Below are 14,074 nucleotides of genomic sequence, written 5' to 3' on the forward strand. Positions count from 1 at the left end.
ACGGGGTCGACCGAACCATGGCAAAACAAACTGGCATAAAAACGCCAAAACAATAAATAGCTCGACACACTGTTGAGTTCTCAAAAGACACCCGCACCACACCACCGGCCTCACAACCGGATCCGAAGGCGGATCGCCTTGACCCCACCACCATAAACACCCGAGAAACTCGGACATCCACCGGGGGGACCATCTGGCCAACGGGGCCTGTTGACCGGGCTCTGCGGCCCGTTCTGTCCGGCTCACTCGCTGACAGGAACTAAGTTACGCCACGGTGTCCGGGCGCGTCAAACCGGGGTCCCAAACACCCGCTGACCTGCGCAAACCCTCCGGAGAGGGCGCAGGGCCACCAGGTGGACCCGAGCCGTCCGTGCGACGAACGGTCACCCCGTCCGGCTCTCCCTGCATCCTGATTGACCAGCACCGATCGCGCAAGGGCAGGCGACGAGCGATGGTCGCGAAGTCCGATGGGGACGTCGTTCGTCCTGCGCTCCGGCGCCCGTCCGTCGTCGAGAATTTTTTTCCGACCGTCCGGCGCGGGCCGGGCGGCCGACGAACGGTCGGTGCCCGCCCGCCGGCTGCACCCGGCGGGTACCGCCTGGGGCACACCACGATCACCGGCGGTACGGCGCCGCTCGCCGTGCCGGACACCAACCGGCCCGGCGCTGCGCGAGACTGCCCGCGTGCCGACCGCCGGAGACGTCCTCGATCCCGTCCTGCACCGGCTGCGCGCCGGCAACGGTCCGACGGCCGCCCAGTGGTGCCGGTCCCCGGGGGCGACCAGTCGGGTGCGGGCCACGCTCGTCCAGGACGGGATCGCGCTCGAGGCGGGCGACGGCGCGTTCGGTGTCGTCCGGGCCCGTCCGCTCGCCCTGCCGCTGCGGACCCGCTCGGTGGACCGGATCGCGGTCCCGCTGCTCCTGCCCCTGCTGCACGACATGAGCGGGCTCTTCGCCGAGCTCCGGCGGGTCCTCGCGCCGCACGGCCTGCTCTCGGTCCTGCTGCCGGCGCCTGCGTCGCTCGGCTGGCGCGGCGGCGAGCTGCGCCGCGCGGTGCGGGCGTCCTGGCGGCACCGCTCGGCCGTCGAACACCCGGAGTGGCTGGCGTCGTCGGCGGATTTCGCCGTGCTCGCCGACGACCGGCTGGACTTCACCCTCGACGGGGCGGCCGAGGACCGGCCGGTGGCGGTGGCCGATCTGTGCGCCGCGGGCGTCTATCCGCCCGAGCTGCCGGCGTCGGCGCGGGCCGGGCTGGTCGCACACCGGTACGCGGCGCACCGGGTCCGGCTGCGGCGGATCGTCGCCCGCCGGTGAGGGCCCGCATCGGGTGCCGGGTGCGGCCCCACGGTGCGGCCCGACGACACGGCCGCACGCGCAGTACGGCCGGGCGCTCCCGCTGACGGCCGGCGCTGCACGACACCCCGCCGGTCGCCCGCGCGGGTGTCAGTTCGGGGTGGTGATCTCCGCGGCCGCGCCCGCGACGGTGACCTCCTGCGTCCGGTCCGCGTCCTCCGGCAGCTCGACGACGTCGGCGACGATCGCGGTGATGTTGTCCGGCCCGCCGCCCTCGTTCGCGAGGTCGATCAGCCGCTGCACGATCTCCGCCGGGTCCGCGTCGGCGGCGAGCTCGCTCAGGAGCGCGGCGTCGTCGAGCACGGCGGTCACGCCGTCCGAGCAGAGCAGGAACCGGTCGCCCTCGACGATGTCGATCCGGTCGAGATCGGGCTCCGGGGCGTGGTCGGTGCTCAGCGCGCGCATCAGCACCGAGCGGCGCGGATGGTGGGCGGCCTCCTCGGCGGTGATCTGCCCCTGGTCGACGAGCTGCTGGACCATCGTGTGGTCGTGGGTCAGCTGGGCCAGCCCGCCGTCGCGGAGCCGGTAGATACGCGAGTCGCCGATGTGCGCCAGCGCGAGCTGGTCGCCGGTCAGCAGCAGCGACACGACCGTCGTCCCCATCCCGCGGGTGTCCGGGTCCTCCCCCGCCCGCCGGGACAGCCGGTCGGTCGCGTCGACCAGGGCGGCCGTCATCTCGGCTGCCAGGTCGAGGTCGCCGAGGTCCTGGGGCAACCGTGCGTCCAGCTCGGTGAACGCCGACACCGTCATCGCGCTCGCGATCTCGCCGTGGGCGTGACCGCCCATCCCGTCGGCCACGATCAGGAGCCGGCCGGTCGTCGCGCCGGAGTCCTGGTTCGACGTCCGGCGGCGACCTACATCCGACCCGATCGCGGATCGCAGTCCCAGAACCATGGGGACAGTATGGACGTGACCGTCCGTCAGCGTCGCAGGCGAGGCCCTGTTCGCGCCTGCTTCAACCGTACGGATGGCGGAGCGCGGCCCGCGGCGGCCCGCGGGGCGACGTCGGATGGGTGATCGCTTGCCCGTGTCGCTACGGTTGGGGCCGCGCGCCGCGCCGCTGGTGACGGTGCGCGCAGCCTCCGTAGCTCAGGTGGATAGAGCATGGCCCTTCTAATGCCGTGGTCGCAGGTTCGAGTCCTGCCGGGGGCACCCACGGACCGAATCCCGCCGGTCCCCGCGGTCCGCCCACCCGCCGGGCCCGCTCACCGGTCCCCCGGCCTCGGCCCCGGCCGGGGAGGTGCCCGCGCAGGCACCGGGCAACGCCCACGTCACCGCCGGTGCGGCCGGCCGGCCGTGGCCGGCCGTGGGCCCGGGTACGAGCACCGGGACCACCACCCCCGCCGTCGGCGCGACGACCGGCACGGGCCCCGACCACGCCCGGTAGCGGCCCGACCGGCAACAACGACACCGCGGTCGGGACCGCCGTCGACACCGCGGTCGCCGCGGGCCCGGCGGCCGGCACGGCTCGCCCCGGCGCAGGCCACTGGCAGCGCAGCCGGCGGCAGCGACACCCACCACCGACACCCGACACCCGACACCCACCACCGACACCCGCTACCCGCTACCCGCTACCCGCTACCCGCCTCGCCACGAGCTCGGCGAACGGCACGGCTCGCGCCGGTTCGACCGCGGGCGCGGCCCGTCGGCGCAGACCTCCTCCGGTCCGGCCCCCACCGCAGCAGCGGCCGGTCCACCGGCCGGATGGCCGATGCTCGGCCCGGCACCCGTACCGACGATGTCCCGACGGACGGACGGACGGACAGATGGACGGACGCGGGCGCGGGGCGGGTCCTGCGGGATCGACCACGACCACGGCCGGGAACACGGCCGGACTCACGGCCGGGCTCACGAGAGGGCTCACGACAGGGCTCACGAGGTCGGGACCGTCCCGGACATCCCGCCACGAGCACACGGAGGCGACGACGGTGACCGACCACGAGCAGAACGACCCGGCACCCGGTGCGGGCCTCCCCCCGGTGGTCGACCGGGCGACCTGGCGGGCGGCCCGCGACGCGCTGCTCGCCCGGGAGAAGGCGCACACCCACGAGGGCGACGCGATCGCCGCGGCCCGCAGGCGGCTGCCGATGGTCGAGGTCGACGCGGGCATCGAGGTCGTCGGGCCGGACGGGCCGGTCACGCTGCTCGACGTCTTCGACGGGCGCAGGCAGCTCGTCGCCTACTTCCACGCCTGGTGGCCGGGCCGGACCGCGACGGAGCAGTGCGAGGGCTGCACGTTCTTCAACAGCCAGGTCCGCGAGCTCTCCTACCTCCACTCCCGCGACGTCACCTACGCCACCTTCTGCAAGGGGCCGTACCCGGAGAGCATCCGGTACCGGGACTTCCTGGGGCTGGACATGCCGTGGTACTCGGTCGAGCGGACGGCCCCGCAGCTCCTGGAGGGTCGCGACTGGCAGCGCCACCACCCGGTCTGTTACGTCCGCGACGGCGGGCGGGTGTTCGAGACGTACTACACCGGCGGTCGCGGGGTGGAGGTCATGACACCCACCCACGGGCTGCTGGACATGACGGTGTTCGGGCGTCAGGAGCTCTGGGAGGACTCGCCGGACGGCTGGCCGCGGCCGTGGGGCGACGGGGAGAACTCCGACGGCTGGCGACGCGACGGCCGGCCGATCGTCCAGTGGGCCCGGCTCGACGCCGGCCACCCGGACGACCTGACCCGGTGAGGTCCGGCGGGCGCGCTGCGCGAGCGCCGGGCGGCGCGAACCGGGTGGGACGACCGGGCCGGCGGCTCACCCGCCGGACGCGACCCGGCCGGGACCGGACCGGCGGACGGCTGCGGCGGCGAGCTCGGCGCGGCTGGTGACCGCCAGCTTCGCGAACACGTGGGCCAGGTGGGTCTTCACCGTGGACCGGCTCATGAACAGCCGCACCCCGATCTGCGGGTTCGTCAGCCCGTCGGCGACCAGCGCGACGACCTCGCGCTCCGCCCGGGTCAACCCGTCCCAGCCGGGCGCCGGGCGGCGCCGGGGGCCGCGCGACCGGTTCAGGTAGGCGTGCAGCTCGTCCCGGGACAGCGCAGCGCCCTCAGCCGTCGCGGTCGCCAGTGCGGCCGGCCCGAGCGCGGCGCGCAACCCGGCGAGCAGTGCCGTGTGCCCCGGCCGCTCGGCCGGCGTCCGCGGCCGGTCGACGCGCTCACGGGCGGCGTCGCAGGCGCCGAGCACCCGGGCCGCCCGCAGCGGGTCACCGGGCGCCGCGAGCCGGGCGAGCGCGTCGTAGGAGGAGACGGCGCACGTCCACAGCGCGGCCGCCACCCGCACCTCCAGCGCGCGGTGGTGCAGGTCCCCGGCGGCCGCCGGGGAACGGGCGAGATGGGCCAGCTCGTCGAGGGCGTCCGCACGGACCTGCGGCAGGTCCAGGGCCGCGGCGAGCCGCAGCGCCCGTTCGGCGTGCGCGCGGGCCTCGTCGTCCCGGCCGAGCCCGCGCAGCGCGGCGGCGAGCCCGGGCAGTGCCTGGGCGACGACCGGGTCGTCGCCCAGCGCGGCGGCGGGGCCGGCCGCGGCCCCGAGTGACCGGACGGCCTCCCGGTGTTCCCCGGCCCACCGCTGCACCGTGCCCGCCACCAGCGAGAACCGGCGCAGGACCGCGGACCCGGGCCCGGCGGCCCCGGCCGGGACAGCCCCCACTCGAGCGCGGCGCGGAGGTTGTCGCGCTCGGCCAGCAGGACGGTCCGCCACCGGTCCCGGTCGCGTTCCCGCAGCGCGGCGGCGGCCCCGGCGAACGCGACGTAGTGGTCGAGATAGTGGTCGAGATGGCGCCCGCGCAGCGCCGTGGCCGCTGCCGGTCCCTCCCCGGCTCGCGCAACGCGTACGCGCGGACCGAGTCGAGCAGCCGGAACCGGGTCACCGTCCGCGTCTCGACCAGCACCAGTGACCGGTCGGCGAGCCGCGCGATCCCGGCGAGCGTGCCGCCGCCGCAGACCGCGGTGGCCGCCTCGGCCGTGAACCCACCGTCGAACACCGACAGCCGGCGCAGCAGCCGCCGGTCGGCGGGTTCGAGCAGGTCGAGGCTCCACCCGAGGGACGCGGCCAGCGTGCGGTGCCGGTCGTGCACCCCGCGCGGGCCGTCCACGAGCAGCGCGAACCGGTCGTCGAGCCGGTCCTCGATCTCCGACGGCGTCAGCACCCGGGTCCAGGCGGCGGCCAGCTCGACGGCCAGCGGGATGCCGTCGAGCCTGCGGCAGATCGCCGCCACCGCCCCCGGCTCGATCCCGGCCGCGTCCGGGCACACCAGGGCCGCCCGCTCGGTGGACAGCCGCGCCGCGTCGTCCGGGCCCAACGGCGGGACCGGCCGCACCCGTTCGCCGGGCAGCCCCAGCCGTTCCCGGCTGGTGGCCAGCACCGTCACCTCCGGACAGGTCCGCAGCAGGGCCGCGACCAGCCGGGCGCAGGCGTCCAGGAGGTGCTCGCAGCTGTCCAGGCAGACCAGCGCACGGCGCCCGCGCAGCCACGTCGTCAGCGCGTCGGGCGCGCACCACCCGGTCCGACCGGTACCCGGGCGGCCGCCACCACCTGCGCCACCCGCTCCGGGGAGCCGGCCGACCCGAGATCGGCCCAGCACGCAGGGTCCCCCGGGCGAGCCGCGAGGGCCTGCCGGGCCAGCCGGGTCTTCCCGACACCGCCCGGCCCGGTCACGGTGACGAGACGGTCGCGATCCAGCAGGGCGCGCAGCGCGGCCGGCTCGGCGGACCGCCCGACGAACGACGTCGCGGCCGTCATCGGCGGGGCCCGCCGGGCGACCTCCCGGCGACCACGAGCGCCCGGAGCAGGCAGCCGAACGCGATGACCGTCAGGACGGTGCGGACGACGTGCCAGCCGGCCCACCGGGCCTCGTCGAAGGCGGCCCGCAGGACCGCCGGATCGGCCGCCTGCCCCGGTGCGCCGCCGCCCCGGACGACCAGGTTGAGCGGTTCGTGGACGGCGACCGTGATGAGGAACGCGGCCAGGTGCAGGCCGAACGCCACCAGGACGAGCGCCGACAGCCGCCGGCCGGGCCGGCTGCGGGCGAGCACCGCCGCGGCGCCGGTCGCCGCCGGCGCACCCAGGAACAGCAGCAGGAACAGCGGGGTGAGGATCGCGGCGTCCAGCGCGTGCTGGGCCGCGACGAAGGTGCGGTCGCCGGTCGTCCGCAGTGCGGGCATCACCGTGTGGGCCCAGTCCAGGTACACCCCGGCCAGCAGCCCGGTGGCCAGTGCGGCCACCGGCAGCAGGACCACCGGGGCCGGCCGGAGGTCACCCGGCCGCAGCCGGTTCGGCTCGATCACCCGACCACCCTCGACGGCGCGCCGGTGCCGAACAACCACCGAGTGCGCAACGATCGACGGCTCCAGGGTTCACGAACGGGGGCGCGTGCCGGTGGAACAGCGGGACATCGAGGTCTTCCTGGCGGTCGCCGACGAGCTGCACTTCGGGCGGGCCGCGGAGTCGCTGCGGGTGTCCACCTCACGGGTCAGCCGGACGATCCGGACACTCGAGCGGCGGATCGGCGGTGCGCTGTTCGAGCGCACCAGCCGCTGGGTGCGGCTCACCCCGCTCGGCACCCGGCTGGCCGAGGACCTCCGGCCGGCCCACCGGCAGATCCTGGACGCGGTCGCGCTGGCCAGGGCGACCGCCGGCGCGGCCCGGTCGACGCTGCGGGTCGGGTTCATCGGAGCCGCCTCGGGCCGGTTCGTGCTCGACGTGGCCGAGGCGTTCCGGGCCGGGCATCCCGGCGTCGACGTCGGGCTCCGGGAGATCCAGTTCGGACAGGGGTTCGCGCTGCTGCGCGGCGGCGAGGTCGATCTCGCACTCGCCACGGTGCCCGCCCGCGGCGCGGAGCAGGCACTGCTGCGGGCCGGCCGGGTGCTGACCGAGGAGGGGCAGCTGCTGGCGGTGCCCGCCCGGCACCGGTTCGCCCGCCGGGCGTCGGTGTCGTTCGCCGATCTCGCGCGCACCACCGTGCTGCGCACGCCGCCCACCATCCCCGCCTACTGGGACGACGAGCTCGTCCCGAGCCACACCGCCGACGGCAGGCCGGTCGAGCGCGGCCCGGTGTTCGACACCACCCAGGAGATGCTCGCGCTGATCGGCGCCGGTATCGGCACCTATCCGGTGTCCGCCCAGTTCACCAGCCACTACGTCCGTCCCGACGTGATCTACGTGCCGATCCGCGACGCCCCGCCCTACCAGCGGCGGCTGTTCTGGCTCCGGGGCGCGGAGACCGCCACGATCCGTGACTTCGACCGGGTCGCCAGCGCCGTGTCCGGCACCGGCTGAGATCACCCGCTGTGCCTCCCGACCCCCCGCTCTCTACCCTGCAACCGTGCGGATTCTGGTGGTCGAGGACGACGACCGGGTGGCACGTGGGCTAGTGCGCGCCCTGCTCCGTGCGGGCTACCGCGTCGTGCGTGCCGCCGACGTCACCGAGGCGCTCGGCCTGATCGACGAGCAGGTGCCCGATCTCGCGCTGGTCGACATGGGCCTGCCCGACGGGCACGGCAGCGCGGTGGTGCGCAGGCTGCGCGAGCAACCGGCCTGCGGGGTGCTCGTGGTCACCGCGCAGGACAGCGAGGCGGAGCGGGTGGTCGGGCTGCGCGCGGGCGCCGACGACTACGTCGTCAAGCCGTTCAGCCTGGCCGAGCTGCTCGCCCGGATCGAGGCGGTGAGCAGGCGGACCCGGGCGCTGCGGCAGGCCGTCGCGCCGGCCGCCGTCGTGCACCGCTGGGGCACGCTCGAGCTCGACGTGACCGCCCGGACCGTGCGGGACGCCGCCGACGGCTGGTCGGCCTCGCTCACCGCGATCGAGTCCGCGGTGCTGGCGCTGCTGTTCGAGCGGGCCGGGCAGCCGGTGGAGCGCGGGTTCGTGATCGACCAGGTGTGGGAGGCCCCGACCGAGTCCAGCTCGCGCACCCTGGACACGCACATGGCCACGCTGCGCGGCAAGCTCGGGGGCCGGGTCACCATCCGCACCCTGCGCGGCGTCGGATACCAGGTCGGCCCGTGAGACGCCGGCTGGTCGTGGCGATCGCGCCACTGCTCGTCCTGCTGATGCTGGGCGTGCTGGTGCCGACCGCCGGGACCGTCGCCGAACGGCACACCGCCACGCTGGTCGCCGACCGGCTCAGCGACGCGAGCCGGTTCTCGGTGCTGGCCCTCACCGCGCTGACCGGCGGGACCGCGCTGCAGGCCGACCTGGTGCGGCTGCGCGCCGAGCTCGACGAGTACGCCGACCTCTACGACACCCCGATGTGGTTCCTCGACCGCGAGCAGCAGGTGCTGCACGCCACCGACGGCTCGCCGCCGCCCGCGGCCGCGACGGACCGGCTGACCGGCGTGCTGGCCGGGCAGCTGCCGCCGGTGGAACGCACCGTCTGGCCGTGGCGGATCGAGCCCGAGCTGATCGTGACGCCGGTCGGCCGGGACTCCCAGGTCGTCGCCGCGCTGGTGCTCGCCGTCCCGACGGACTCGGTGCGCGCCGAGATCCTCGGCGACTGGGCGCTGCTGGGCGGGCTGTTCGCGCTGGTCGCGACGCTGGCGGTGTGGCTGGTCGGGCCGATGACCCGGTGGATCCTGCGGCCGGTCGCGGACCTGGAACGCAGCGCGGCCGCGGTCCGCGCCGGCCGGCTGGACGCCCGCGCCGCACCCGACTCCGGGCCGCCGGAGCTGCGCAACCTCACCGCCGGCTTCAACGACATGGTCGACGCGGTGCGCCGCACCATCGAACGTCAGCAGCGGTTCGTCGCCGACGCCGCCCACCAGCTGCGCAACCCGATCGCCTCGGTCCGGCTGTCGGTGGAGAACCTGGAACCGCACCTGGCCGCCGACGACGACGCGCGGGTCGCCTACTCCGACGCCGTCGACGATCTCGACCGGATGAGCACCGTGCTGTCCAGCATGCTCGCCGCCACCGCGGTCGCCGACCGGCCCGCCGCGTCGTCCGGGCCGGTCGGGACGGCGCTGGGACACCGCGCCGCGGCCTGGCGGGCGGCCGCCGAGGAGGCCGGGATGGAGTTCGCCGAGGACCTGACCGCCACCGCGACCCGGGTGCGGGAGCCGACCGGCGGGCTCGCCGCGGCCGTCGACGAGCTGGTCGCGAACGCCGTCCGGCTCTCCCGCGGCAGCACCGTCACGGTGCGCGGCCGCCCGGACGGGGCCGGCTACCGGATCGACGTCGTCGACGACGGCCGCGGGCTGGACGAGGAGGGCAGGCGGCGCGCGACGGAGCGCTTCTGGCGCAGCCCGCACGACCAGAACGTCCCCGGCACCGGGCTCGGGCTGGCCATTGTCGCCCAGGTGCTCGGCGACGCGGGCGGGTCGCTGGAGCTGACCGGGACGCCCGGCGGCGGGCTGACCGCCGTCGTCCGGGTGCCGCCCGCGACCTGAGCGCCGGTCAGGGCTTGCGTTCCCGGAACCAGCGCCGGGCACCCGGGTGCAGCGCGACCGGGGTGGTCGCCGCGCCGGTGCGCGGGTTGATCTGGCTCGCCTCGCCGCGCACCCGGGACAGCTCGGCGGCGTGCGCGAACAGCACCCCGGTCAGCCAGTTCGCGAGCTGCTCGTCCATCGAGGGCTGCACCGCGAGCAGGGTCGGCACGGCCAGCGCCGGCGCCGACTCCATCGGCGGGTACATCGTCGCCGGGACCACCACCGGCACGTACTCCAGCGGATGGGCCCGGACCAGCGGCTCGACCTGGGCGGTCAGGTCGAGCAGCCGCACCGCGCCGTCGCGGGCCAGCTCGGTGACCGCCGGGGTGGGCATCCCGGTGAGGCTGAGCACCGCGTCGACCTCGCCGGAGCGGAACGCGCGCACCGAGTCGGCCTGCGAGTAGCTGCGCAGGTCGGCGTCGCTGCCGGCCTGGTCCAGCAGCCGGCGGGCCAGGTACCGGGTCCCGGACAGCGGCATCCCGGCGGCGAGCGTCGCGCCGTCGAGGTCGCGCAGGTCGCTCGCGGTGCTGCCGGACGGGACGAGCACGTGCATCACCGAGTCGAAGACCCGGGCGAGCGCCATCACCTGCCCGGCGTGCGCCGCGGCGACGTCGACGTTGACGAACGCCATCTCGACCCGGCCGCCGGTCAGCATCGCCATGTTCTCCGGCGCCGCGTCGGTGTAGACGAGCTCGACGACGGGCCGGCCCCACGCCCGGTCGAGTACCCCGGCCAGTGCGAGACCGATCTCCCGGTAGACCGCCCCCTCCGGGCCGGTGGCCAGCCGGAACGGCTCCGGCGGCCGCGGCGGCGCCGGGGCGCAGCCGGTGACCAGACCGCCGCCGAGCGCCAGTCCGGCGAGGGCGCCGGAGGTGCGCAGCAGCGCGCGACGCGACAGCCCGGTCATGTCCGAAGGGTACGGCGCACCCGATATGACCGGTACGTCAAGCCAATCCCAAGAAGCCGTCCACGGAGTGGAAGACCGGGCCGCCGGCCGGGAGCCTCCCTGCAGCATCGTGACGCGAGGGAGCGAACCATGAGCAGTCCCACGGCGGACCCGGGACCACCGACGGTCGACCGGTCGCAGCGGAAGCGGACACCCATCTGGAAGCACCTGTACTTCTGGGTGCTGATCGGCATCAGTGCCGGAATCCTCGTCGGGCTGCTGCTGCCCGAGGTCGGCGCGCAGATGCAGTGGCTGGCCACCCTGTTCATCGACCTGGTGAAGGTGGTCATCGCCCCGGTCATCTTCGCGACCGTGGTCGTCGGCATCGCCGGCCTGGGCAACCTGGCCAAGGTCGGCGGCCTGGCCCTGCGGACGGTCATCTACTTCAACGCCACCACGGTCGTCGCGCTCGGCCTGGGCCTGATCACGATCAACCTGATCGCGCCGGGCGCCGGCCTGGGCTACAACCGGGAGACGTTCGACGGCTCGGCCGCGAACGACACCATCGAGTCCGCGGGCGGCGCCGCGGGCGGCGGCTTCACCGACTTCATCCTCAACCTGGCGCCGACCTCGTTCGCGTCGGCGTTCGTCGACGGGCAGCTGCTGCAGGTGCTGCTGCTGGCGATCCTGGTCGGCGTCGCGATCACCATGCTCGGTGAGCGCGGCAAGAGCGTCGTCTACGCGCTCGACTCGTTCGCCAAGGTCATGTTCGGCGTCATCAAGCTGGTCATGTGGGTCGCGCCGATCGGCGCGTTCGGCGGCATCGCCTACACCATCGGCGAGCACGGCAGCGCGATCCTGGGCAGCCTGGCGCAGCTCATGGTCACCTTCTGGCTGACCTGCCTGCTGTTCATCTTCTTCTGCCTCGGCCCGATCTGCCGGCTCGCCGGCTTCTCGATCCTGAAGTACATCCGCTACATCAAGGACGAGCTGCTGATCGTGCTCGGCACGTCGTCGTCGGAGACGGTGCTGCCGCGGATGATGACGAAGCTGGAGGCGGCCGGCACGCCGAAGCACGTCGTCGGCCTGACCATCCCGACCGGCTACTCGTTCAACCTCGACGGCACCGCCATCTACATGACGATGGGCGCGATGTTCATCGCCCAGGCGTTCGGCGTCGACGTGCCGATCTCCACCCAGATCGGCCTGCTGCTGTTCATGCTGATCTCGTCGAACGGCGCCGCGGGCGTCTCCGGCGCCGGGCTGGTCACCCTCGCGGCCTCGATCGCCGCGTTCGACCACATCATCCCGCTGGTCGGCCTCGCGCTGATCGTCGGCATCGACCGCTTCATGTCCGAGGGCCGCGCGCTGACCAACCTCACCGGCAACGGGATCGGCACCCTGGTGATCGCCCGCTGGACCGGGGAGCTGGACCGGGAACGGCTCGAGGACGTCCTCAACGACCCGGGCCAGGTCGACGTCGACGAGCTGATGAAGGCCGAGGCCCAGGGCCACGGCCCGGCCGCGCCCACCGCCCTGGACGCCTCGGCCGAGGCGTCCGAGCGCAAGGCCGCCGTCGCCACCGTGAACACCGGCGAGGGCGAGGTGCAGGCCGGCCGGGACCTGGAGTCCGGCCCGGGGCGCTGAGCCCCGCACGACCGCCACGACGGCCCGTCCCGAGCACCGCCCGGGGCGGGCCGTCGGCCGTCGCGACCCGATCCGCCGGCCCGGCCGGTGGACCGGCACCGATCTGTGTCAGGAACGTCGACCCGCGGCAACCCGCCCGCAACAGCGGATCCGCACCCTCTGGATCACACGAACCGGTGATACAGGACGAGAGGGTGCCGATGACCCACCCCGGCCGACCCCACCGCGACGACGTCCGGCTCGCGGCCCGAGCGCGTGCCGCCCGGCCCCAGCGGGTGCGCGTCGCCTCCGCGCTCGGCGCCCACGGCGCGCTGGTCACCAGCCTGCGGATCGGCGAGATCGGGGTGAACGACCGGCTCGACGAGGCCGAGCTGGGCGTCCGGTTCTCGGTGAGCCGCAACGCGATGCGCAGCGCACTGCGGCTGCTGGCGGCGGAGGGGGTGGTGTCGCGGTCGCCGCGGGCCGGGACCGTCGTCACCTCCGGGATGATCGACATCCCGATCGACAACGGCGTCGCCTGGAACATCGGGACCGACCCGGAGCGCCAGGTGGTGATCACCGACAACCGCTACATCGCGTCGTCCCCGGTCACCCGGCACCACCTGCGCACCACGGCGAGCCGGGTGCACGCCTGCGAGGTGCTCGACCTGCACGTCGGCAACCCGATCCTGCTCTACACCCGGTACACCCTCGACGAGGGACGGGACCGGCCGCTCGTCCCGCGCAGCGACGACGGGCGGTTCGAGGAGACCTTCGAGCGGACTTACCGGAGCCCGCTGGCCCGGATCGACACCTGGGTCGAGGGCCGCGCCGCCGACGACCGCACCGCCACCCAGCTGCGCACCTCCCCGGGCGCGCCGCTGATCGTCAAGTCCCGGGTGCTGTGGAGCGCCGACGGCAGACCGCGCGAGTTCAGCATCACGCACTACCCGGCGGCCCGCGTCGTGCTGTCCACCACGACCAGCGGGGCCGAGCTCGACGACGACCCGCTCGCCGCACCGTTCCCCGCGGCGCAGCCGACGCCGCCCGGCCCGGCGGCGGCCCCGACGTTGCTCCGGAGCTCGCACGCCGACCTGCACATGGAGCTGCGGGCCGCGATCCGGGAGGGGATCCTCCCGGCCGGCTCCCGGCCGGTGGAGGCCGACCTGGCCCGCACCTACGGCGCCGCCCGCTCGACCATGCAGCAGGTGCTCGCGCAGCTGCACGCCGAGGGCACGCTGGTCCGCCGCAACGGGCACACCGTCGTCCGCCCGGTCACCGCCTACCGGCTCAACTCCGGCGTCCCGTTCCGGGAGAGCGAGGCCGGCCGGCACGGCTACCGGCACCTCACCTCGGTCACCATCCCGGTCGCGCCGTTCCTCAGCCGGATGCTGCCGACGGCCGGTGACACCGTCGCGCTGGACGAGTTCCTGGTGCACCGGGACGGCCGGCCGTCCTCGCTGTACCTGCGCTACACCGAACCCAGCGCGGACCCGCGCCCGCTGGTGGTGGGCACCCGCCACGAGTTCAGCTCCGCGTTCCGGCGCACCTACGGGCGCCCGCCCGGCCGGATCCTCACCAACCTGCACGCGGTGTGCGCCGACGAGGCCGCGGCCCGCCGGCTGCGTGTCGCACCCGGCGCGGTGCTGCTGCTCTGCGAGCGGCTGCTGATCGACGCCGACGGGCGGCCCCGGGAGTTCAGCCACGCCTACCGCAGCGCCGCGCAGAGCTGCCTGGCGACCCGGACGCTGCTCGGCCACGCATCCCCGGCCGCCGTCTGCGCCTGACGG

12 protein-coding genes, 1 tRNA gene and 1 pseudogene are annotated in these 14,074 nt (G+C 75.1%); 8 read left to right on the forward strand and 6 right to left on the reverse strand.

All coding sequences use genetic code 11. The annotated features are described in order from the left end of the window. The first annotated feature begins 683 nt into the window (after window positions 1-683). Window positions 684-1,313 (forward strand): methyltransferase domain-containing protein, encoded by a 630-nt coding sequence (locus ACVJO7_RS16755; RefSeq protein WP_491673634.1) that lies wholly within the window; start codon window positions 684-686, stop codon window positions 1,311-1,313. A gap of 129 nt (window positions 1,314-1,442) precedes the next feature. Here ACVJO7_RS16755 and ACVJO7_RS16760 read toward each other — a convergent pair whose 3' ends face one another. After that, the gene (locus tag ACVJO7_RS16760; protein ID WP_491673635.1) at window positions 1,443-2,246 is read right to left on the reverse strand and encodes a PP2C family protein-serine/threonine phosphatase; all 804 of its coding nucleotides are present in this window, start codon (window positions 2,244-2,246) and stop codon (window positions 1,443-1,445) included. Window positions 2,247-2,430: 184 nt separating this feature from the next. On the opposite strand from ACVJO7_RS16760, the gene ACVJO7_RS16765 reads away from it, so the two are divergent. Together ACVJO7_RS16765 and ACVJO7_RS16770 are read left to right on the forward strand one after the other, a co-directional pair. Further along, window positions 2,431-2,504, forward strand: a tRNA-Arg gene (locus tag ACVJO7_RS16765). 776 nt (window positions 2,505-3,280) lie between these two features. Continuing rightward, on the forward strand, window positions 3,281-4,039 hold the full coding sequence (locus ACVJO7_RS16770) for a DUF899 family protein (RefSeq protein ID WP_491673636.1): 759 nt from the start codon (window positions 3,281-3,283) through the stop codon (window positions 4,037-4,039). A 66-nt stretch (window positions 4,040-4,105) separates the two neighbouring features. Here the strand turns inward: ACVJO7_RS16770 and ACVJO7_RS16775 are convergent, their stop codons facing one another. From ACVJO7_RS16775 to ACVJO7_RS16790, 4 genes and pseudogenes are all read right to left on the reverse strand, one after another. Beyond that, entirely contained in the window at window positions 4,106-4,999 is an 894-nt protein-coding gene (locus ACVJO7_RS16775; RefSeq protein ID WP_491673637.1) for a helix-turn-helix transcriptional regulator, read from the reverse strand. A gap of 187 nt (window positions 5,000-5,186) precedes the next feature. Further along, window positions 5,187-5,933, reverse strand: a pseudogene (locus ACVJO7_RS16780) (ATP-binding protein); the annotation flags it as partial. Next, window positions 5,828-6,091, reverse strand: coding sequence for an ATP-binding protein (locus ACVJO7_RS16785; RefSeq protein WP_491673638.1), 264 nt, complete (start codon window positions 6,089-6,091; stop codon window positions 5,828-5,830). The gene ACVJO7_RS16785 and the pseudogene ACVJO7_RS16780, both read right to left, overlap by 106 nt. Then, complete coding sequence (locus ACVJO7_RS16790; protein ID WP_491673639.1) at window positions 6,088-6,636, reverse strand: anthrone oxygenase family protein; 549 nt, start codon at window positions 6,634-6,636, stop codon at window positions 6,088-6,090. The genes ACVJO7_RS16785 and ACVJO7_RS16790 overlap by 4 nt, the downstream gene beginning before the upstream one ends. A 91-nt stretch (window positions 6,637-6,727) precedes the next feature. Between ACVJO7_RS16790 and ACVJO7_RS16795 the strand changes: the two genes are divergently transcribed. From ACVJO7_RS16795 to ACVJO7_RS16805, 3 genes are read left to right on the forward strand one after another with little or no spacing between them, the layout of a single operon-like run. Further along, window positions 6,728-7,627 (forward strand): LysR family transcriptional regulator, encoded by a 900-nt coding sequence (locus ACVJO7_RS16795; RefSeq protein WP_491673640.1) that lies wholly within the window; start codon window positions 6,728-6,730, stop codon window positions 7,625-7,627. A gap of 46 nt (window positions 7,628-7,673) precedes the next feature. Next, window positions 7,674-8,354, forward strand: coding sequence for a response regulator transcription factor (locus ACVJO7_RS16800; protein WP_344025689.1), 681 nt, complete (start codon window positions 7,674-7,676; stop codon window positions 8,352-8,354). Then, window positions 8,351-9,733 carry a sensor histidine kinase gene (locus tag ACVJO7_RS16805; RefSeq protein ID WP_491673641.1) on the forward strand — a complete coding sequence of 461 codons (1,383 nt, stop codon included), beginning with the start codon at window positions 8,351-8,353 and terminating at the stop codon, window positions 9,731-9,733. The genes ACVJO7_RS16800 and ACVJO7_RS16805 overlap by 4 nt, the downstream gene beginning before the upstream one ends. A 7-nt stretch (window positions 9,734-9,740) precedes the next feature. On the opposite strand, the gene ACVJO7_RS16810 is transcribed toward ACVJO7_RS16805, so the two are convergent. Next, window positions 9,741-10,679, reverse strand: coding sequence for a TAXI family TRAP transporter solute-binding subunit (locus ACVJO7_RS16810; RefSeq protein ID WP_491673642.1), 939 nt, complete (start codon window positions 10,677-10,679; stop codon window positions 9,741-9,743). A gap of 129 nt (window positions 10,680-10,808) precedes the next feature. Here ACVJO7_RS16810 and dctA point away from each other — a divergent pair, with 129 nt between their 5' ends. Continuing rightward, the gene (gene dctA, locus ACVJO7_RS16815) at window positions 10,809-12,305 is read left to right on the forward strand and encodes a C4-dicarboxylate transporter DctA (RefSeq protein WP_491673643.1); all 1,497 of its coding nucleotides are present in this window, start codon (window positions 10,809-10,811) and stop codon (window positions 12,303-12,305) included. Window positions 12,306-12,505: 200 nt separating this feature from the next. Further along, window positions 12,506-14,071 (forward strand): GntR family transcriptional regulator, encoded by a 1,566-nt coding sequence (locus ACVJO7_RS16820; RefSeq protein ID WP_491673644.1) that lies wholly within the window; start codon window positions 12,506-12,508, stop codon window positions 14,069-14,071. Window positions 14,072-14,074: the final 3 nt, after the last annotated feature.

This window comes from Pseudonocardia sp. DxW (assembly GCF_058448985.1).